This is a genomic window from Rubrivirga halophila (genome assembly GCF_046845755.1).
In the GTDB taxonomy this organism is placed as follows: Bacteria; Bacteroidota; Rhodothermia; order Rhodothermales; family Rubricoccaceae; genus Rubrivirga.
Genome location: NZ_CP177357.1, coordinates 3,983,523 through 4,003,260, shown reverse-complemented (window position 1 = coordinate 4,003,260; position 19,738 = coordinate 3,983,523). Strand labels below are relative to the sequence as shown.

Annotated in this window: 18 protein-coding genes; 5 read left to right on the top strand and 13 right to left on the bottom strand. The window is 72.2% G+C overall.

Annotated elements, in window-relative coordinates; genetic code table 11:
* Positions 1 to 96 precede the first annotated feature (96 nt).
* Positions 97 to 2,703 carry a protein kinase domain-containing protein gene (locus ACLIRP_RS17545; RefSeq protein WP_412061765.1) on the bottom strand — a complete coding sequence of 869 codons (2,607 nt, stop codon included), beginning with the start codon at positions 2,701 to 2,703 and terminating at the stop codon, positions 97 to 99.
* A gap of 4 nt (positions 2,704 to 2,707) precedes the next feature.
* On the bottom strand, positions 2,708 to 3,265 hold the full coding sequence (locus tag ACLIRP_RS17540; RefSeq protein WP_412061764.1) for an ECF-type sigma factor: 558 nt from the start codon (positions 3,263 to 3,265) through the stop codon (positions 2,708 to 2,710).
* Between the two features lie 135 nt (positions 3,266 to 3,400).
* Here ACLIRP_RS17540 and ACLIRP_RS17535 point away from each other — a divergent pair, with 135 nt between their 5' ends.
* The 4 genes from ACLIRP_RS17535 (at position 3,401) to ACLIRP_RS17520 (ending at position 7,784) form a co-directional block, all read left to right on the top strand.
* Positions 3,401 to 4,837 (top strand): sensor histidine kinase, encoded by a 1,437-nt coding sequence (locus tag ACLIRP_RS17535; RefSeq protein ID WP_412061763.1) that lies wholly within the window; start codon positions 3,401 to 3,403, stop codon positions 4,835 to 4,837.
* A gap of 65 nt (positions 4,838 to 4,902) precedes the next feature.
* Complete coding sequence (locus ACLIRP_RS17530; RefSeq protein ID WP_412061762.1) at positions 4,903 to 6,522, top strand: hypothetical protein; 1,620 nt, start codon at positions 4,903 to 4,905, stop codon at positions 6,520 to 6,522.
* 22 nt (positions 6,523 to 6,544) lie between these two features.
* On the top strand, positions 6,545 to 7,471 hold the full coding sequence (locus tag ACLIRP_RS17525; protein WP_412061761.1) for an alpha/beta fold hydrolase: 927 nt from the start codon (positions 6,545 to 6,547) through the stop codon (positions 7,469 to 7,471).
* 100 nt (positions 7,472 to 7,571) lie between these two features.
* Positions 7,572 to 7,784, top strand: a complete 213-nt coding sequence (locus ACLIRP_RS17520) for an acetyltransferase (RefSeq protein ID WP_412061760.1) — start codon at positions 7,572 to 7,574, stop codon at positions 7,782 to 7,784.
* 17 nt (positions 7,785 to 7,801) lie between these two features.
* Here the strand turns inward: ACLIRP_RS17520 and ACLIRP_RS17515 are convergent, their stop codons facing one another.
* The 5 genes from ACLIRP_RS17515 to ACLIRP_RS17495 all read right to left on the bottom strand — a co-directional run bounded on the left by ACLIRP_RS17515 (position 7,802) and on the right by ACLIRP_RS17495 (position 10,868).
* Positions 7,802 to 8,980 carry an MFS transporter gene (locus ACLIRP_RS17515; RefSeq protein ID WP_412061759.1) on the bottom strand — a complete coding sequence of 393 codons (1,179 nt, stop codon included), beginning with the start codon at positions 8,978 to 8,980 and terminating at the stop codon, positions 7,802 to 7,804.
* Positions 8,981 to 9,131: 151 nt separating this feature from the next.
* Positions 9,132 to 9,446, bottom strand: coding sequence for a HEPN domain-containing protein (locus ACLIRP_RS17510; RefSeq protein WP_412063730.1), 315 nt, complete (start codon positions 9,444 to 9,446; stop codon positions 9,132 to 9,134).
* A gap of 61 nt (positions 9,447 to 9,507) precedes the next feature.
* Positions 9,508 to 9,855: a nucleotidyltransferase domain-containing protein gene (locus ACLIRP_RS17505; RefSeq protein WP_412061758.1), complete on the bottom strand. Its 348-nt coding sequence runs from the start codon at positions 9,853 to 9,855 to the stop codon at positions 9,508 to 9,510.
* Between the two features lie 3 nt (positions 9,856 to 9,858).
* Positions 9,859 to 10,005 carry a hypothetical protein gene (locus ACLIRP_RS17500; RefSeq protein WP_412061757.1) on the bottom strand — a complete coding sequence of 49 codons (147 nt, stop codon included), beginning with the start codon at positions 10,003 to 10,005 and terminating at the stop codon, positions 9,859 to 9,861.
* Positions 10,006 to 10,223: 218 nt separating this feature from the next.
* A complete protein-coding gene (locus ACLIRP_RS17495; protein WP_412061756.1) occupies positions 10,224 to 10,868 on the bottom strand; it encodes a hypothetical protein in 645 nt (214 codons plus the stop codon).
* A gap of 468 nt (positions 10,869 to 11,336) precedes the next feature.
* On the opposite strand from ACLIRP_RS17495, the gene ACLIRP_RS17490 reads away from it, so the two are divergent.
* Positions 11,337 to 13,220 carry an ATP-dependent nuclease gene (locus ACLIRP_RS17490; protein ID WP_412061755.1) on the top strand — a complete coding sequence of 628 codons (1,884 nt, stop codon included), beginning with the start codon at positions 11,337 to 11,339 and terminating at the stop codon, positions 13,218 to 13,220.
* 90 nt (positions 13,221 to 13,310) lie between these two features.
* Here ACLIRP_RS17490 and ACLIRP_RS17485 read toward each other — a convergent pair whose 3' ends face one another.
* The 6 genes from ACLIRP_RS17485 to ACLIRP_RS17460 form a co-directional block, all read right to left on the bottom strand.
* A complete protein-coding gene (locus tag ACLIRP_RS17485; RefSeq protein ID WP_412061754.1) occupies positions 13,311 to 14,582 on the bottom strand; it encodes an acyl-CoA dehydrogenase in 1,272 nt (423 codons plus the stop codon).
* A 126-nt stretch (positions 14,583 to 14,708) separates the two neighbouring features.
* Positions 14,709 to 15,500, bottom strand: a complete 792-nt coding sequence (locus tag ACLIRP_RS17480) for a CPBP family intramembrane glutamic endopeptidase (RefSeq protein ID WP_412061753.1) — start codon at positions 15,498 to 15,500, stop codon at positions 14,709 to 14,711.
* A 263-nt stretch (positions 15,501 to 15,763) separates the two neighbouring features.
* Complete coding sequence (locus tag ACLIRP_RS17475) at positions 15,764 to 16,105, bottom strand: ferredoxin family protein (protein ID WP_412061752.1); 342 nt, start codon at positions 16,103 to 16,105, stop codon at positions 15,764 to 15,766.
* Between the two features lie 204 nt (positions 16,106 to 16,309).
* Positions 16,310 to 17,641, bottom strand: a complete 1,332-nt coding sequence (locus ACLIRP_RS17470; protein ID WP_412061751.1) for an FAD-dependent oxidoreductase — start codon at positions 17,639 to 17,641, stop codon at positions 16,310 to 16,312.
* 199 nt (positions 17,642 to 17,840) lie between these two features.
* Positions 17,841 to 18,824, bottom strand: coding sequence for an electron transfer flavoprotein subunit alpha/FixB family protein (locus tag ACLIRP_RS17465; RefSeq protein WP_412061750.1), 984 nt, complete (start codon positions 18,822 to 18,824; stop codon positions 17,841 to 17,843).
* Between the two features lie 81 nt (positions 18,825 to 18,905).
* Positions 18,906 to 19,655 carry an electron transfer flavoprotein subunit beta/FixA family protein gene (locus ACLIRP_RS17460; RefSeq protein ID WP_412061749.1) on the bottom strand — a complete coding sequence of 250 codons (750 nt, stop codon included), beginning with the start codon at positions 19,653 to 19,655 and terminating at the stop codon, positions 18,906 to 18,908.
* Positions 19,656 to 19,738 lie beyond the last annotated feature (83 nt).

Genomic DNA, 19,738 nt, shown 5'->3' with positions numbered 1-19,738 from the left:
CGGTGAACGCGCGCGCGCGCGGCGCCGGTTCGCCCTGCGGGGCGTCTTCACCGGGGCCGGGCCTCCGCCCGACCGCGGGGCACTCCTCTCCGCGTTCTACGCCCTCCCGTCCTCGTGCACGAGCGGGCGGTACCGATCGGCCGGCCCCGGCCGGCCCCACGCCTCGTAGAGCCGGACGAGCCGCCTCAGCGTGGCCTGGACGGTCCGGTGCCCCTGATCTCGGTCGTCGAGCGCCTGGAGGTCGTCCAGGAGCATCGCCTCGGCCTCGCGGTAGCGCCCGGCGTCGGTCAGGACGTCGGCCAGCTCCTGGCGGTGCTGGATGGTGGTGAGGAAGGCTGGGCCGAACTGGCCGGCGAAAATGGCGACGGCGGCTCGATAGTCGCGCTCGGCCGCGTCGAGGTGGCCCCGGTCGTGGTGGAGGCGGGCCAGGAGCGCGTGGCTCCGGGCCGTGGAAAAATGGCCGTCGCCGTAGAGCTGCCGGCGGAGGGCGAGGTCGCGGCGGAAGAGGGCGTCGGCCTCGGCGTAGCGGCCGCGGCGTTGGGCGGCCTCGCCCAGGCTCTGGAGGCTGGCCCCCAGCTCGCGGTGCCCGTCGGGGTAGAGCCGCTCGTGGATGGCGAGCGCCTCGCGGGCGGCGGCCTCGGCCTCGGCCGGCCGGTCCGTGATGTTGAGCAGTTCGGCCAGCCGGTTCAGGCTGAACCCGACGGGCGCGCTGAGGTCGCCGTGGAGCCGCCGGTCCATCGCGAGCGCGCGCCGGACGTAAGGCTCGGCCTCGTCGTAGCGGCGCTGGGTGAACAGGAGGTCGTAGTAGTCCGAGAGCCCCTGGGAGAGGAGCGGGCTGTCGGCGTCGGGGAGCCGGGCGAGGAGCGCCTCCCACTCGGCGAAGAGGCTGTCGGCCGCCCCGGCCTGGCCGGTGATGTGGCGGATCAGGCCGAGGTGGTAGAGCGGCTGGATGAGCTCCGGGTGCGTGTCCCCGAGGCGCGCGCGCCGGCGGGCGAGGACCTGCTCGAAGGCGGCCGCCGCCGCGTCGGTCTCGCCGGCCGTCTCGTAGAGCGTGCCGAGGTCGAACAGGGCCCGGAGCGTCTCGGGGTGGTCGTCGCCGAGCGCCCGGCGGCGGAGGGCGACGGCCCGCTCGAACAGCGGCCGCGCGCGGTCGTCGCGGCCGAGCCCGCGGTAGGCCTGGGCGATGGTGTGGAGGACGGCGGCCTGCACCTCGGGCTGGGCCGCCAGCTCCCGCTCAACGCGGGCGGCCCCGCCCGCGAGCATCTCGCGCGCCGTCAGCGTGTCGCCCCGTGTGGCCGTCGGGTCGGCCTGCTCGAACACGCTCACCAGGAAGGCGGCCACCTCCTCCGCCTTGGTCGCCTCCGTCTGGGCCCGGTCGCGCTCGGCGGCCAGGCGCCGCGCCTGCGTCGACGAGACCAGTGCGACCCCTAGGATGGCGGCCAGGACCACGCCGGCGAGGGCCGTCTCGGGCCGGTGCCGGCGGACGAGCTTCCCCAGCCGGTAGGCCCGCGAGCCCCGGTGCGCCAGGACCGGCTGGCCCGCCTGGTACCGCTCGATGTCGTGCGACAGCGCCTCGGCCGACGGGAAGCGCCGCTCGGGCTCCTTGCGGAGCGCCTTGAGGACGATGGCGTCGAGGTCGCCCCGGAGGCGACGGCGGAGGCGGTCCGGGCTGGCGCCGCGCGCCGCGCCGACCGCGGCGGCCGAGACGACCTCGGTCGAGCCGTCGGCCCGGACCACCGTCTCGTCGCGGGCGACGGCCGTGCTGGGCCGCTCGGGGTCGGCCTCGACCACGGCCCGGACGATCTCGCCGGCGGACCCGCCGCCCAGCCGGTACGGGCGGCGGCCCGCCAGCAGCTCGTAGAGCACGACCCCCAGGCCGTACACGTCGGACGCCGTCGAGAGCCCCTCGCCGCGCACCTGCTCCGGGCTCGCGTACTCCGGCGTCATCACCCGGAGGGCCGTCCGCGTGACCGGCATGGCGGCGGCGCTGAGGTTCGGGTTGAGCAGCTTGGCGATCCCGAAGTCGAGGAGCTTGACCGTCCCGTCGCTCGTGACCAGGATGTTGGAGGGCTTGAGGTCGCGGTGGAGGACGAGGTTCTGGTGCGCGTAGTGGACCGCCTCGCAGACGGCGCGGAACAGGCGGAGCCGGGCGCCGAGGCCGAGCCGGTGCGCGTCGGCGTAGGCCGTGATCGACCGGCCCTCGACGTACTCCATGGCGAAGTAGGGCCGGCCGTCGTCGGTCACGCCGCCGTCGAGGAGCCGGGCGATGCCGGGGTGATCGAGCGAGGCGAGGATCTGGCGCTCCTGCTCGAACCGGCGGAGCGTCGCCAGGTCCGGCGCGCTCCCCCGGATCACCTTCAGCGCGACGTGGCGGAGGAACGGCGCCTCGCGGACGGCGAGGTAGACGGCCCCCATGCCGCCCTCGCCGAGGGGGCGGAGCACGCGGTACGGCCCGACCGTCCCGCCCACGAGGGCGTCGGCCGGCGGGGCCGCCGCCGGGAGGTCGCCGAGCAAGCCGGTCGCGGCCTGGCCGAGGAACGCGTGGTCGCCGGCCTCGGCGTCCGAGGCGAGCAGGCTCTCGACCTCGCGGCGGAGCGCGGGGTCGTCGCAGGCGGCGTCGAGGAACGCGGCCCGCTCCTCGGGGGGGTGGAGCAGCGCCGCCCGGAACAGGCGTTCGAGCCGGTCGAGCGGGTCGGTCGGCATGGCGCTAGGGGGCCAGTTCGCGGTGGAGCCAGGCCCGGGCCAGGCGCCAGTCGTTCGAGACCGTCGCGTGCGACACGTCGAGCGCCTCGGCCGTCTCGTCGAGCGTGAGCCCGGCGAAGTAGCGGCACTCGACGACGCGGACCCACCGGGGCCGCTCCTCGGCCAGCCGGCCCAGCGCGCCGTCGATGGCGAGGATCTCGTCGAGCGAGACCTCCACGCCCGCCTCCGCGCCGGCCTGGGTCAGGCTGACGTGCGCGCCGCGCCGCTTGGCGGCCGTCTTCTTGCGCGCGTGGTCCACCAGGACCCGGCGCATGGTCTGGGCGGCGGCGCCGAAAAAGTGCGCGCGGCCCTTCCACCCCACCTCCTGGTAGCGGACGAGCCGGAGGTAGGCCTCGTGCACCAGGCCCGTCGGACGGAGGGTGTGGCCGGCCCGCTGGTCGCGGAGTTGGGCCCGCGCCATGTCCCGGAGCGCCGGGTACACCTCGGCGAGGAGCCGGTCGAACGATCCGTCACGGCCGGACTCCAGGTCCTGCAGGAGCATGGTCAGGTCGGGCTCCGGCACGGCACCAGGGAGGAAACGCTCTCAATAAACGACACAAACACAAGGACTCGACGCATGAATCCCCCATGAGCCCCCCTCCCCTGCTTGGGGCTATCAGGGGGCGGCGCGTCACGAGAGGAGACCCACGCGCTGACCATGCACGCCCTCATCCATCGCCTCGTCCCCCCCACGCCCGGCGACGACGACGCCTACCACCGGGGCTACCTCCTGGTGGTCGCCTGCTTCCTGACCGGCCTGATCTCGATCGGCTACGCCGTCCTCGACGCCTTCGCCGGGTTCTGGGTGGGGACGGTCGTCATGTCCGTCGTGGCCGTGCTGTTCGTGGGGCTGCCGCCCTTGTTCCGACACACCGGCTCGGTGGCCCTGGTCGCCCACCTGTTCCTGCTCGTGGGGACGGCGACGGTCGTCATCAACACGCACTTTGCCGGGGGCGCGGAGATCTTGCCGTGGCTCGCGGTCGTGCCGATCGCGGGGGCCCTCCTGATGGGTCGCCGGGCGGGCGCGTGGTGGGCGGCGCTGGCGATGGCGCTCGCGGCCACGTTCGCCCTCCTCGAGGCGAACGGCTACCGCTACGCCGTCGAGACCGACCTCCAGCAGGACCCCGTCTGGGTGACGCTGGTCCGCGTCGGGCTGCCGCTGATCGTCTACCTCCTCGCCCGGGTGTTCCAGGACGAGCGCGAGCGCGCGCTCGCGGCCCTCCGCGTGCGGAACGAGGCCCTCGAAGTGGCGATGCGCGACCTCCAGGCCGCTCAGCAGCGGCTCGTGCAGCAGGAAAAGCTGGCGGGCCTCGGGCAGGTGGCGGCCGGGATCGCCCACGAGATCATGAACCCGCTCAACTTCGTCGCCAACTTCTCGGCGCTCAACGCGGAGCTGGCGGACGAGCTGCGCGCGGCCGTCGGCGCCGGCGACGACGGCGAGGTGAGCGAGCTGATCGACGAGATCGAGGCGAACGCCGGGCGCGTCCAGGCGCACAGCCAGCGCGCCGACGCCATCGTCCGGGCCATGCTGGCCCACACACGCACCGGGGGGGGCGCCCACCGCGCCGTCGACCTCAACGGGCTCGTGAGCGACGAGGTGGCCCGTCTGGGCCGCGCGGGGGAGGACCGGGCGCCGGGCGCCCCCGTCACCGTCGAGGTCGAGGCCGCGCCCGACGCGGGGGCCGTCGAGGGGTCGCCGGAGGAGATCGAGCGGGCGCTCCGCAACGTCCTCGACAACGCCGTCTACGCGGCCCGCCTGGCCTCGCCGGCGGCGGGCGGCGCGCCGTGCGTGCGGGTCGAGACGGCGCGTGAGGACGGGGCCGCGGTCATCCGCGTCTCCGACAACGGGCCGGGCGTCCCCGTCGAACTCCGCGACCGCGTGTTCGAGCCCTTTTTCACGACCAAGCCAAGCGGCGAGGGGATCGGCCTGGGCCTGTCGCTGAGCCACGAGATCGTCCACGCCCGCCACGGCGGCACGCTCGCCGTCGAGCCCAACGCGTCCGGGGGCGCCACGTTCGTGCTGACGCTCCCGGCGAGCGAGCGGGCGCCCCACCCCGCGCCGTGCGAAGACGCCGTGGAGGCCTTGGGAGTGTGAGCCCGTCCTGCGTCACGCCCTTCAGACCCGCCCCCCGGTCCCTTCCTGACCCACCCCCGATAGCCATGCGTTCTCTCCTCTTCCTCGCGGCCGCCCTGCTGCTGGCGCCGGCCGCCAGCGCCCAGGCCGCCGGCCGCCTCGCGCCGCTCCTCGACGGTATGGGCGACCACGCCCGCCCCGCCGATACCGACGACGCCCTCGCGCAGCGGTACTTCGACCAGGGCCTCGTCCTGACCTTCGCCTTCAACCACGCCGAGGCCGTCCGCGCCTTCCGCGAGGCCCAGCGGCTCGACCCGACCTGCGCGATGTGCGCCTGGGGCGAGGCGCTCGCGCTCGGCCCCCACGTCAACGCCCCGATGAACGCCGACGACGTGGCGCCGGCCTGGGCCGCGCTCGGCCGCGCCCGCGCCCACGCCGACGTGCTGCCGCCGGCGAGCCGCGCCCTGATCGACGCCCTCAGCGCCCGCTACGCGGCCGAGCCCGTCGACGACCGCTCGGCCCTCGACCGCGCCTACGCCGACGCCATGCGCCAGGCCGCCGCCCGCTTCCCCGACGACGCCGACGTCCAGGCCCTCTTCGCCGAGGCCCTCATGGACACGATGCCGTGGGACTACTGGCGCGACGACGGCTCCCCGAAGCCGGAGACCGAGGAGGTCCTGGCGGCGCTCGAGCGCGCGCTCGACGCGAACCCGGACCACCCGCTCGCGCTCCACCTCTGGATCCACGCCGTCGAAAAGCAGCGGCCGGAGCTGGGCGTGGCGGCCGCCGAGCGCCTGGGGCCGCTCGTGCCCGCAGCGGGCCACCTCGTCCACATGCCGGGCCACATCTGGATCCGCGTCGGGCGCTACCACGACGCCGTGGTCGCCAACCAGCGGGCCGTCCTGGCCGACGACGACTACCTCGCGCAGTGCCACGCCCAGGGGCTCTACCCCATCGGCTACGTCCCGCACAACGACCACTTTCTGTGGGTGTCCGCCATGCTCAGCGGCGAGAAGGCCACGGCCTTTGCCTCGGCCCACCACATGGCCGAGCACGCGCCCATGATGGGGCAGCCGGGCTTCGAGTTCCTCCAGCACTTCGCGATGAGCCCGCTCTACGCGAGCGCCGCCTTCGAGGCGTGGGACGCCGTCCTGGCCGCGCCGGCGCCGCCGGACAGCCTGGCCTACCCGACGGCCGCCTGGCACTTTGCGCGCGGCCTGGCCTTTGCCCGGACCGGGCGCGTCGCCCAGGCCGAGCGCGAGCACGCCGCCCTGGTCCCCCTCGCCGCAGACACGTCGCTGGCGAAGCACCGCGCGGGGCTCAACACGCTCTACGCGATCCTCCAGATTGCCGACGTGTACCTCGCCGGCGAGGTGGCCGCGGCGCGGGGCGACACCGACGAGGCCGTCCGCCGGCTGCGCGAGGCCGTCCGGCGCGAGGACGCGCTGATCTACGACGAGCCGCCGCCGTGGGCGCTGCCCTCGCGCTGGGCGCTCGGCCGCGTGCTCCTCGATGCCGGCCGCGACGCGGACGCCGAGGCCGTCTTCCGCGCCGACCTCGCCGTCTACCCGGAGAATGGCCGGGGGCTGGCGGGGCTCCAGCGCGCGCTCCGCGCCCAGGGCCGCTCGGCTGAGGCGGCCGCCCTCCAGTCCCGCATCGACACCGCGTGGCAGCACGCCGACGTCGACCTCGCCGCCGCGCGCTAGCGCGACGCCCGCCCCTCTCGTCATGGACACGCTCCCCCTCCACGGCCTGCGTGTGCGGTACGCCGACACCGGAACAGGCACGCCCGTCGTGCTCGCGCACGGCTCCAGCGCCTCGCACCGGGTGTGGGCCGCCCTCTCGGACTCCCTCGCCCCTCGCTACCGCGTCGTCGCGCCGGACCTGATCGGGTACGGCCGGTCGGACCCCTGGCCGCCGGGCCGGGCGTTCCGGCCGGACGCCGACGCCGAGGTGCTCGTCGCGCTGGCCGAGCGGACGGGGGAGCGCGTCCACCTGGTCGGGCACTCGTACGGCGGGGCGATGGCGCTCGAGGCGGCGCGGGCCCTAGGCGACCGGGTCCTCAGCCTCTCGCTCGTGGAGCCGGTCAGCTTCCACCTCCTCCGGCTCGCCGGCCGGGACCGGGAGTGGCAGGAGGTCGCCGCCCTCGCGTGGGCGGTCCGTGACGCCGTCGCCGACGGACGGCACCGGCGCGCGGCCCGGCTCTACATGGGCTACTGGACCGGCCGGACCCGCTGGGCGCTGGCGCCGCGGCGCGCGCGGGCCGCCGTCCTGGCCTCGATGCCGAAGGTGGCCCACGAGTTCGGGATCGTCGAGCGGGCCGACGTCTACCTCCGCGACTATGCCGCGCTCGACGTCCCGACCCGCCTCGTCGTCGGAGAGCGGACGCGCCGCGCGGCCCGCGCCATCGTCGAGGTGCTGGCCGAGGTGCTCCCGGCGGCGGAGGTGGCCGAGGTCTTGGGCGCGGGGCACATGAGCCCGGTCACGCATCGCGACGCCGTCCACGCCCTCCTCACCTCCCACATCGACCGCCAGCAGGCCCGGGCGGACCGACTCGTTGCCGCGCCGGGCCCCGCCCGCCGGCGAACCGCGGGCCCGCGCGAGGCTGCGCCCGGACCCGAGCCTCGGGCTCGACGGCGGCGCGATACGGGGTGAGTGCCGGGGCCGCGCCGTGTGGCTCGTCCGAGCCGGAACCCCTGGGCGCGGACCGAGTGGATCGGCTGGGGCGACCCGGCCCCTCCCCTCTCCGGACCTCATGCGCGAGCCGACTCCGCCGCCCCAGCCCGACCGTCTGGCGGAGGCCGTCCGCGAGGCGTGCGTGCGCGCCGCGCTCGACGCCTTCGAGGACGCCTCGATCAGCGGCCTCTGCTGCACCGGCGCCTGGGAGTGCGCCGTCGGCGCCATCCGGACGCTGGACCTGGACGCGGTGCGGGCGGCGGCCTCGGAGCCGCCCGCGCCCCACGGCTGAGGCGGCCGAGGGCTCGGCTACCCGCGGCTGCTGACCTGGGCGTCGCGCGCGGCGGGGAGCCCGGCGGCCACCTTGGCGACGAGCACCACGGCCAGCGACAGGATCGGGACCACCCAGCCGCCGGTGAGGTCGTGGAGCCCGCCGAACAGCGCCGGCCCGACGGCGGCCACCAGATAGCCGACCGACTGGGCCATGCCCGAGAGTTCGGCGGCCGTCTCGGGCGTGTCGGCGCGGATCGCGAGGAACAGGAGCGACAGCCCGAACGAGCCGCCGAGCACGAACCCGATAATCGTCACCCAGAGCGCCGCCCACGTTCCGCCGGGCAGCATCAGCCCAGCCAGCGCGACCGCCTCGGCGACGGCGAGCGCCCACACGATGGGCCGCTGGTCGGGCCGCCGCCCGGCCCAGATGGGCACGACGGCCGAGCCCGCGATCCCCGCCGCTTGCGACAGCGCCAGCATCCACCCGGCCTCGGCCGCGCCGGACCCCTGGCTCTGCAACAGATCGGGCAGCCACGCGAGCAACACGTAGTACGCGAGCGACTGGAGGCCCATGAAGAGGGCCACGGCCCACGCCAGCCGCGACCGGCCGAGGTCGCGGAGCGAGTCGACGATCGTGCCGCGGCGCGCGGTCGGCACGCGCCGCCGGACCTGGGGAATCCACACGGCGAGCGCGGCGGCCGCGAGCACGGCCCACACCCCGAGCGCCCCGCGCCACCCGAGCGCGGACGCCAGCGGGACGCTCACCCCGGCCGCCGCCGCCGCGCCGAGCCCCATCGCGCTCGAGTACAGCGCCGTCATCGGGCCCGACCGCTCGGCAAAGTCGCGCTTGACGATCGCCGGCAGCAGCACATTCCCCAGCGCGATGCCGACGCCCAGGAGCGCCGTCCCGCCGAACAGCAGGGCCACCGACGGCACCCACCGGACGCCCGTCCCGACCCCGATGAGGACGAGCGCCAGCCCCAGCGCGCCCCCGACGCCCAGCCGCCGCGTGACGACGGGCGTGAACGCGGAGACGACGCCGAACGCCAGCAGCGGGAGCGTGGTCAGGAGCCCGAGGGCCGTGTTCGACAGGCCAGTCGCGAGCCGGATGTCGGCCACGAGCGGGCCGACGCCCGCGAGCGCCGGGCGCAGGTTGAGGGCCACGAGCACGATGCCGGCGACGAGCAGCGCGCGCGAGCCGGGCACGGCGGCCACCGGGGCAGCGGCCGGGGTCGAGGCGGAAGGTGGGGTCACGAGGGGTCCGGGGGAGAGCGGGCGGCACGTGCCGCGGATGCGGACGGACGCCGACGACCCGCCCCGTGGTCCGGGCCCGTGGACGCTTGCGAGGGGCCGCGCCTTCGTGCCGTCAGTCCCCTTCGGCGAGCAGCGCCTCGACGACCGCGACGAACCGCTCGACGTCTCTGATGAGGTCGCGAACGGCCGCCGCGTCGAACGCCGAAAAGGCGTCGTAGTCGGCCTTCAGACGGGCCACCTCGGCCACCTGCAGGGTGCTGGCCGTGGCCTGATCGACTCGGCCCGTTCTGACGAAGTGGTCGCCAAACCGGGCCCTGACGCCCTTGTTAGACCGCGGCGACTCGCCCACCCGGTAGAGGACGGCCCGAGCGGCGTAGTACGCCCGGTTGACGGCGGCCTCCGAGTGGTCGTGTCGGCGTCCAGCCAGGCAGCCGCGAGCGCGTGGTGGGCCTTCTCTACGAACGCCGCCGCGTAGTCGTCCGGCGCGCTCACGGCGCGACGTCGGCGAGGTCGATACCCTCGCCGTGGACGTTCATCATCAGCGGGTGGGCCGGGTCCGCGTAGCGGTCTGCGCTGAACGGGATCAGGTGGAGGTCCACGCCGTGACGGTCTTGCAGGTCCATCGCGAGCGGGACGAGCCGCTTGATCTCGCGGTAGTCGGCGACCGGGTCGCGCAGCACGACCAGCACGTCGACGTCGCTCTCGGCGCGGGCCTCGCCTCGGGCTTGCGAGCCGTAGAGGACGGCATGGACCAGCCGGTCGCCGTAGAGGGTGGCGAGCGCGCGGCGGGCGTCGGCGAGGGCGTCTTGGACGGCAGGAGCGAGGGGCGAGTGCATGGGCTACGCGTAGAGCTCGAACTCGTCGATCGGGTCGTCGAAGTCGTCGGGGACCGTGATGAGGCCCTTCGCCGAGCCTGCCTGCCGCCGGGGCCGGTCTGCAGCCGGGGACTCGGTGTCCTCAGTCCGCGAGGCCGGGAGCACGATCACCTCGACCGCCTCGCCCTCGGGGAACGGCAGGCCGGTGACGGTGACGGAGCCGTCGCCGCCGACGGTGGCCTCGGTGCGGTGCGCTTCCGTAGGAGTCTCGGCCGGTGGGGATGATGGTACGACGCGAAAACTGAGCGGCTCCGTAACCCAATGAGGCGCCCCGCCAGCCGGGGCCGACGGGGCGCTGTTCTCTCCACCGAAGGGCTGAGACGGGCGAGCTACAGGCCGAGCTTCGCCAGCAGGTCCGGGCGGTCGCTCAGGGCGTCCTCGGCGACGCCCGCCATCTCGCCCGCGTGGTCGCGGAGGTCGGCGACGGCGTCCTTGTAGGTATTGGAGGCCGTCTTGGCCTCGCCCTGCTCCCTGTCCTGCGTGGTGGCGGCACCCTGGGACGCCAGCACGAGGGCCTGCGACTCGGCAACGACGGCCGGGGTGAGCCCGCGGACCTTTTCGGCGAGTTCGGGGCGGCCTTCGAGCGTCGCGTAGAGGTGGCGGGCGGCTTCGACCATCTGCTCACGGTCGCCGGGGACGCGGCCCGACAGCTTGAGCGCGCTGTAGCCGTCGGAGCCCGACTTGTGGACGGTCCGCAGGCGGTCGCGGTGGCGGCCGAAGCGCTTGCGCAGGGTGGCGGCAGCGTCCTGGGCCTGGCCGGTCGCCTTCCGGCTGTCGGCGGCCTCGGCGCCCTTCTTTCCAGAGGCGTCGATGACGGCCTGGCGGAGGGCGAGGCCGGCGGCGTAGTCCTCGGGGCCATACTGGTACGGGTCGGCGAGGGCCTCGGCGATCTCGGGGTCGGCGCCCGCGTTCGTGTAGAGCGTGAGCGAGTCGCGGAGGAGTTCGGGGATGGGGAGGCGCGCGTACTGCGACATGGCGACGTGGAGGTTTGGGGTGTAGGGGAAGGCGCGCGGGTGGGATGCAAAAAGAGTAGGTCGTGGGATGTGCCCGCTCAAGGGGTGATTCCGACCCCCACGATGTGGGTTGGTCACGTCGGCCTGCTGGCGGAGTGCCGCTGGCGCGGGCCGAGGTGCGTTGGTGGGAAGGCTCTTCCACTGGTGGCAGAGCCGTTGCAGTGGTGGGAAGGCCGTTGCAGCGGTGGGAGAGCCCTTGCAGCGGTCGCCAGAGCCGTTGCGCCGGTCGTCGGTGCCGTTGCAGTGGTCGTGGGCGCTCTTGCAGCGGTGGGAGTGCCGTTGCGAGCGTCGCAAGCGCTGTTGCGGTGGTCGTCGGCGGCGTTGCGCGCGCCAACCATGGGCCCGTGACGAGGTACGGGTGCTGGCAACCCACCGGATTCGCGTTGCGCAGCACGAGCTATTCTGTTGCTGAACAGAACCCGCTCCCGCGTGCTCCCCCTTACCGCCAGCCTCCCGGCCAAGCCCAACCTTTTCGGAGAACAGGAGGTTGACCTCACGGTCTACTCCTCCGGAATGCTTACGCTGCTCGGCCCCAATGGCTCGGGCAAGAGCCAAGTGCTGCGTCAGCTCAAGACGGGGCTGACTGAGAGCCTCCGACCCAAGGGCCACGTCCTCATGCTTGCAGCGGGCCGACTCAAACCTTTCGAAGCCTCGCGACTTATTGAATCCTCAGGCTTGCGAAATCCTCCAATACAACAGGGGCTGGACAGGCTGGCGCTTGTCGAAAGCATCATGCCCGTGTGGTACGAGATAGAATCTGCAATTGGCACGATAAATCGACTTGCCTACCGTGCTGATCTGCAAATAAAAGTCACAGAAAGACTACGTGCTTTATTTGGACGAAACATTCATCTAGATTGGCCACGAGGCAGATTGAACCTACAGTTTTCACACAAAGGCTCGAAATATCTGGTCAGTCAGGAAGCAAGCGGATTACTCCACCTCGTAGCAATTCTCGCAGCGCTGTACGACGATGAACTTGCAGCGGTTCTCATCGATGAGCCGGGGATCTCTCTCCACCCACAGCATCAAGCGTTCTTGCTTCGGGAGATGGAGCGGGTGGCGGGCGATCCCTCACATGGAAAGAAGATCATCATCTGTGCAACCCACGCGCCCGCGATGGTCCGACTCCGACAGCCAACCGACCTATGCGATATCGCCTTCTTCAGCGACATCGATACACCCCCTGTTCAGGTCAACCCTGCGGAGGGTGCGCTCCAGAACCCTAAGCTTGGGGCCTTCGTGCGCAGTCTTGGGGCGAGTCACCGAGAAGCCTTGTTTGCCGCACGACCACTCCTCGTTGAGGGCCCGAGCGACGCAATTGTCGTCGCCGCTCTAGACGACGCCCTGGGCGTGAACCTGAATGCCTCAGGCGGACAGATCGTTCAGGCTGTGGGCAAGGGTTCAATGCCAACAATTCTGAAACTGCTCAGACTCATCGGGAAGAAACCTGCTGCGATCGCGGACCTCGACAGCATTACGGACGACCTACTACTAGTAAACGCCTTTAATCACGTTGAAGCTGGGCAAGCAGCAGCAGGGACGGCCGAGAGCCTTCATGCCGCAGTCAAGCCCGCGCACGACGCGCTTTCTACAGCCGTGACTGCGAACTGGGCTGACATACAGGATCTCGCGATTGCGCACTCGTATTGGAAAGGCTCAGACGACCCCGATATCGAAGTCAAGCAGAAGCGGAGAGCAGCAGCGGCGGTTGTTTTGGGTGCGGACCCGTCTGAGCTTGATCTGCTTCAAAAAGGGACCGAAGTCTGGGTTCCATTGCGCCGCAGGCTCTCGAAAGCACTCGATCTGCTCGAGCAAGCGGGGCTATTCATCCTCCGGCATGGGACGATTGAGGATGATTACGCTGGAGAGGCGGATAGAAACGACAAGGTTGGCTCAGCGGCCACGGAAGCCGATGCAATTCTGGCTGACTCCGCTGCAGCGGCGAGTCGTCATAGCGTTGCGGTCCGGGCACTCCGGCGTGTATCGCCGTCTCTCCCAATCGACGAGTCAACTTCGGTTCGGGTGGCGTTCGCTTCGTTCGTAGCCCCTGCCATCGAAGCTCTCCGGCAGAATGAAGCCGCGACGACTGAGGCTCTTCAAGCCGCCTCATCGAGACACGCTAGCGAAGTGGCTTCGCTCTTTGAAATCGAGAGAGCAGACGACCGTGAGCAACCGACGATCAAAGTCAGTCTCTCAGCGTCCGTATTGGATGTTACCGGCTTTCCCGTGTATATCCATTTCCAGGAGGATGTGGTGGGCGCCGCCCGCAGAGCTATCAAGGCGACGCAGTTGCGGGCACCGAATACGTAGCCTGTATCCTAAAAACGAAATGGCCCTCGCCAGCCGGAGCCGCCGAGGCGCGAGTCTCTCCACCTCGGCGACGTGACCGAGGCCGACGGGCTAGTTGGAGCCGACCTCCTTGGCGACCTGCGGGGGCGCCGTCACCGCGCCGTCGCCCCCCGCGGTGTCGTTGCCGAGCGGCGTGAACGCCTGGATGCCCGTCAGCTCGCGGCCCAGGATGAGCCCGTGGATGTCGTAGGTCCCCTCGTAGGTGTTGACCGACTCCAGGTTGACCATGTGGTGGATCACGCGGTACTCGCCTGTGATGCCGTTGCCACCCATCATGTCGCGCGCCACACGGGCGATCTCGAGCGCCTTGCCGACGTTTGCGCGCTTCGCCAGCGACACCATCGACGGGTGGCCCTTGCCCGAGTCGCGCAGGTCGCCCAGGCGCCACGCGAGGAGCTGCATCTGGGTGATGTCGGTCAGCATGTTGGCCAGCTTGGTCTGGACGAGCTGCATCGAGCCGAGGGCGTGGCCAAACTGCTTGCGCTCCATCACGTACTGCCGCGCGCGCCCGAAGCAGTCCTCGGCGGCGCCGACGGCGCCCCACGAGATGCCGTAGCGGGCGTTGTTGAGGCACATGAACGGGCCCTTGAGCCCCGTAACGTCGGGGAAGGCGTTCTCCTCGGGGACGAACACGTCGTCGAAGACCATCTCGCCGGTGATGCTCGCGCGGAGCGACATCTTGTTGTGGGTCTTGGGCGCCGTGTAGCCGTCCATCCCCTTCTCGACCAGGAAGCCCTTGATGACGCCGGGGTCGTCCTTGCTCTCCTTCATCTTGGCCCACACCACGCCCACGTCCGCGACGGGCGAGTTCGTGATCCACATCTTCGCGCCGTTGAGGCGGTACCCGCCGTCGACCTTGAGGGCCGTCGTGATCATCGAGCCCGGGTCCGACCCGTGGTTCGGCTCGGTCAGCCCGAAGCAGCCGATCAGCTCGCCGGTCGCCAGCTTGGGCAGGAAGCGCGCCTTCTGCTCCTCGGTGCCGAATGTCTCGATGGGGTACATCACGAGGGATGACTGGACCGAGGCGAACGAGCGGTACGACGAGTCGACGCGCTCGAGCTCGCGGGCGACTAGGCCGTAGGCCGTGTAGCTGGCGCCCAGCCCGCCCCACTCCTCAGCGACGGTCACGCCCAGCAGCCCCATCTCGCCCATCTCCTGGGGGATCTCGGGGTGGAACACCTCGTCCTGGTTGCCCTCGAGCGCGCGCGGCTCCAGCTTGGTCTGCGCGTACTCCCGGGCGGACTCCATGATCAGCCGCTCCTCCTCGCCCAGCATGGACTCGAAAAGGTAGGCGTCGTCGACGTTGAAGGGCTGCTTGGCCATGGGAGGGCGGGAGTCGGGAATCGGGGTCAGGACACAGGGGCCGGAGGGGGGCGCCCGGAGACCTCGCCAAAGTAGGCACGCGCTCGCCCGGCTCCGCCTCTCTGCCAGCGTTCCGAGGCGGACGCGTCAGGCAGCGGCCGGGCGACGGGCGCGTCGGTGCCACAGCCAGACGAGCACGGTGAGGGCGAGCGTCAGCGCCACGCTGACGCCGGGCGCCCACTGGGCCACGCGCGCCAGCACGTCGTCCGGCACGTCGAGGCCCCAGAGGCCAGGCGTGCCCTTCTCGCCGATGGTCCACTGGAACCAGTTCGCGGCGACGTGGAGGCCCAGCGGCATCGCCAGGCCGCGCGAGGCGATGGCGACGGCGCCGAAGAGGAGGCCGCTCGGCAGGACGCCGAACAGGATGCTCTCCCAGGTCCACCCGTACAGAAGGTGGGTGGCCGCGAACACGACGGCGACGACGGCCTGCGCCGGTCCCTCGCCCAGGGCCGGAACGAGGGTACGAAGCGCGTAGCCCCGGAACGCCAGCTCTTCCATCACGCCCACCAGCAGGTACGTGACGCCGGCCAGCCCGACCGCCGCCAGCCCCACCGGCGGCGTGGCGCGGAACGCCAGCGGGCCGGCGACGATGTGGAGCGTCCCCAGCGTGAGACCATAGAGGCCGACCGCGAGCGCCACGCCGATCCCGAACCGCCCGGCGCTCGATGCCGAGAGCGCGAGGCCTACATCGGCGAGCGCGCGGCGGTCCCAGCGCAGAAAGGCCCGAGTGAGTGCAAAGAGCAGTACGCTGCTCCCCAGCCCCCACGCGGCCTGCTGCAAAGCGGGCGGGGCGAGGCCCGTCGAGAGGCCCACCGCGACGGAGAGGGCGAGACTGGCGATCCAGAACAGCGCGACCCGCGTCAGGCGAGACCCGCGCACGGGGTGCGCGCCGAGAGAGACATCATCCACAGAGACACACCGGGGCGGGAAGAGGGGGACGGACGAACTCGCCCGGGGCACAAGCCCTACGGCCCCTCCGCGACAAGTTGCGGCCCCGCCCGCCTCGGGCCGTCCGCGGAGGGGCCGAGTCCGGCCGAGCGCCCCCCGCCGAGTACCCTCCGCCCGTTCCTCATTCCCCATTCCTCGTTCCTGCGACGCGTGCGGCACCCCGCCTCGCATCACCGCCGCTGCCCGCGCGTCGCCTACCCCCGCTGCCAGTTGACGCCGCGGCCGGCCTCGGGGTCGGGGTAGCTCCAGGCGACGGCGCCCTGGTCGCAGGCGTAGAGGCACGTCCCGCACTCGATGCAGTCCTCGAACTGGAAGTGCACCTGGAGCATGTCGTCGAGCGTGTAGCAGTTGGCCGGGCAGACGTAGGTCGTGCACTTGTGGGGGCAGACCGAGTTGCAGATCGCCGTGTCGACGACGATGTGGGGCTCGGCCTCGCTCCGGCCCTGGTTGCGGTACGCGACGCGGCCGAGCCGCTCGGCCAAGCTGAGGGTCTCGACCGGGTGCTGGGGGTCGGGGATCGGGGGTTGGGGGGTCATCGGGCGTGGGGTCGAGTGGATCGGGCTGAGGCTCGCGTGGCCTCCAACGTGTCATCCTGAGCGAGCGGAGCGAGTCGAAGGATCTCAGCCGAGCACCGCGTTGCGTGCCGCGCTGTAGCCGGGTGGTGCGCGACGGAGATCCTTCGACTCCGCCGCTGCGCGGCTCCGCTCAGGATGACAGGGAGGGAGGCTGGCCGCACGCGCCTACAGGTTCCGCCCGGCGCGCGCGCCGAGCTTGAGGAAGTCGAACAGCTTGATGTGTCGCTTGCGGACGTCGCGCAGGATGGCGGACGCCTTGCGCGTCGGGCGGTTGTCGACGGTAAAGAACTCCCGGCCGAAGTCGCAGGCCATGCGCGGGAGCGCGCCGGTCATGTGCGGCGAGTGCAGGAGGTGGACGGCGTTCTGAAACCCCTTCATGTCCTGCATCACGTAGCTGGCGTCGAGCGCGTCGCGGTAGCCGGCCAGCCCCGCCTTCGACGTGTCGCCGGCGGCGACGGCCCCGAGCGCGGTCTCGGCGGCCAGGATGCCCGTGCGCATGGCGTAGTCCATGCCCTGGATGGCGCGGCCGGCGTTCAAGACGAGGTGCGCGGCCTCGCCGGCGATCATCAGCCCGTCCATCGTGAGATCCTTCGGGACGCCGCGGATGTCACCGGTCGAGACCACCTTGGCGCTGTACTCGACGACCTCGCCGCCGCGCACTTGGTCGGCGACGGCGGGGTGCGCCTTGAACCCGTTGAGCAGGTCGTAGGGCGTCTTTCCCGCCTCGCGCAACGCCTTCATCCCGATCACCAGCCCGACCGACAGCGACTCGAGGTTGGTGTACAAAAACCCGCCGCCGTCGATGCCGTCGGTCGCCGCGCCGACGAACTCGTTCGTCAGCCCGCTCCGGCCCCTCAATTGGAACCGATCCTCGACGGTCTCGCGGCCGAGCCGGATGACTTCTTTGACGCCGACGGCCACGTGGTCGGCCGGGACGTAGTCCTCCTCGAGGCCGACCTGTCGCGTGAGCAGGTTGTTGACGCCCTCGGCCAGGATCACGCACCGGGCGTGGAAGTCCTCGCCGCCGGCCCGGATACCGACCGCGCGGCCGGCGTCGTCGAGCAGGATCTGCTCGACGAGCACGTCGGTCGCCAGGAACGACTCGTCGGGGTGGGGCGACGCGGCGATGGCGTCGTCGACCTTGCCCGCGAGCCAGGCGTCGAAGCGGGAGCGGAGGACGGTGACGCCGGTGTAGGGCGGCGTGTCGAAGTGGTCGCTCTTGAAGTCGAGCGAGAACGCCGCGCCGGGGTCCATCAACGACAGGCGCCGGTGGTTGACGAACCGCTCCCAGCCACCGTCCTCCTCGGTCCAATACTCAGGGACGAGCCGGTTGAGGTCGGTCCCCCAGAGCACGCCGCCGGAGACGTTCTTGGCGCCGCTCCACTCGCCGCGCTCGGCGAGCAGGAACTTGGCGCCGCCGCGCGCCAACGTCATCGCGGCCGAGAGCCCGGCGATGCCGCCGCCGACGATGATGCAGTCGAAGGTCTCGTCGTCCATGCGGGGCGGTCGGGCGCGTTTCGGGGGGTCGGGAAGCTAGCGCCGGGCCCCGCGTGCCATGGTCGCCCCTCCGCCGGAGGCCGTCGCCAGTGGGTGAGCTCGCGCACGCCCCATTCGCAGTCACAACGGAGACCCTCACCCTGTCCCTCTCCCGAGGGGAGAGGGGACGTCGTAGTTCTGGATCGCGCCAGCAGGCGCGCTACGCCTTGGTCTCGCGGAGCGCCGCGATGAGCGGCGGGAGGACGGCGTGGAGGTCCCCGACGATGCCGTAGGTGGCCACGTCGAAGATGGGCGCGTCGGCGTCCTTGTTGATGGCCACGATGGTGCGGCTGCCGGTCATCCCGGCGACGTGCTGGATGGCACCTGAGATGCCGACGGCAAAGTACAGGTCGGGCGCGACGACCTTGCCGGTCTGGCCGATCTGGGTCTCGGGCCCGAACAGCCCCATTTCGACGACGGCGCGGCTGGCGCCGATCGCCGCGCCCGTCACGTCGGCCAGCTCGTGCACGAGCGCCTTGCCCGCCTCGTCGCGGACGCCGCGCCCGGCGGCGACGACGACCTGCGCCTCGCTCAGGTCGACCGTCCCGCCCGCCGCCTTCACGATCTCGCGCAGCGTCTGCCGCAGGCCGGCGGCGTCGCTCGCGAGCGCGATGTCGATCGTCTCGGGCGTCGTCGGGGCCTCTTCGGCCGTGTACGAGCCCGCGCGGATCGAGACGAGGACGGGCGTGCCGTCGCCGACCTCGGCCTGGACGCGGGCGCGGAACTTGGCGGCCATCACCGGGCGCACGGCCTCCACCGTGGCGCCGGACACGTCGAACGACGCCACGTCCGGCAGGGCTGGCGCGCCGAGCCGCTGCGCGAGCGCGCCGAGCGCGTCCTTGACACCCTCGCTCGATGGGAAGACGACGACGGACGGCCCGGCCTCGGCGATGACCATCGCGAGCGCGTCGACGACGGGCGCGTTGAGCGGCTCGGCGAAGGCCGGGTCGGAGACGGCGTAGACGGTCTCGGCGCCGTAGCGGCCGAGCGTCTCGGCGGCGGCGGACGCGTCGGGCGCGAGCGCGACGGCGGCGCACGTCCAGCCCTGCGCCTGGGCGAGTTGGCGAGCGCGGGTGAGCGCTTCGAGCGCGGTCCGGCTGGGCTGCCCGTCAGCGACGGGGGCGACGGTGAGGATGGTCGGCATGGGGTCGGGAGAGTCTGATGCGTGATGAGGGATGCGTGAGGGTGCTCGCGACGAGTCACGCACCACAGATCAGGCATCCGATTAAATCGCGCGGGCCTCGTCGGCGAGCAGGCGGACGAGCTCGCGGGCGGCGTCGGCGGGCTCGCCCGCGACGGTGCGGCCGGGCTCGCGCGCGGGCGGCGCCTCGTAGGCCACGGTCCGGAGCGCGGGCGCGGCGGGCGTCACCTCCCGCGTCTCGACCGGCTTCTTTTTCGAGGCCATGATGTTCTTGAGCTTGGGGATGCGCGGGTCGTTCATGTCGTTCGAGCACGTCACCACGCACGGCGCGGGGAGTTCGATGACCTCTTGCCCGCGGTCGCCCTGGCGCGTCACGACGAGCCCGTCGCCCGCCTGCTCCAGCTTTACCGCGTTCGTGACGTAGGGGCGGCCGAGCGCCTCGGCGAGCATCCCGCCCACGAGCCCGGCGTCGGTGTCTTGGGACTGCTTGCCCGCCAGCACCACGTCCGGCACGGCCGCGCCGAGGTGCTCGGCCAGCAGGGCCGTCACCGAGGCCGAGTCGAGCGCGGCGTCGTCGGGCACGAGCAGGTGGACGCCCGAGTCGGCGCCCATCGCGAGCGCCTTGCGGATGGTCTCGGACGCGCGCGCGGGCCCGACGAGCACGACCTCGACCTCGCCGCCGTGCGCCTCCTGGAGCACGAGCGCCGCCTCGACGGCCGAGGCCGCGTACGCGTCCAGCACGACGCGCCCGGCGTCGAGGATCAGCTGGCCGTCGCGGACCTGGGAGGGGGCGGCGACGTCGGGGACCTGGTTGATGCAGACGCTGAAGCGCATGGGCGGGGGGCTGGCGGGCCCGGATGGTAACGGAGGGACCGGGGGAGCCGCCACGAAAACCGGGGGCGGAAGGGCCGGGGGGA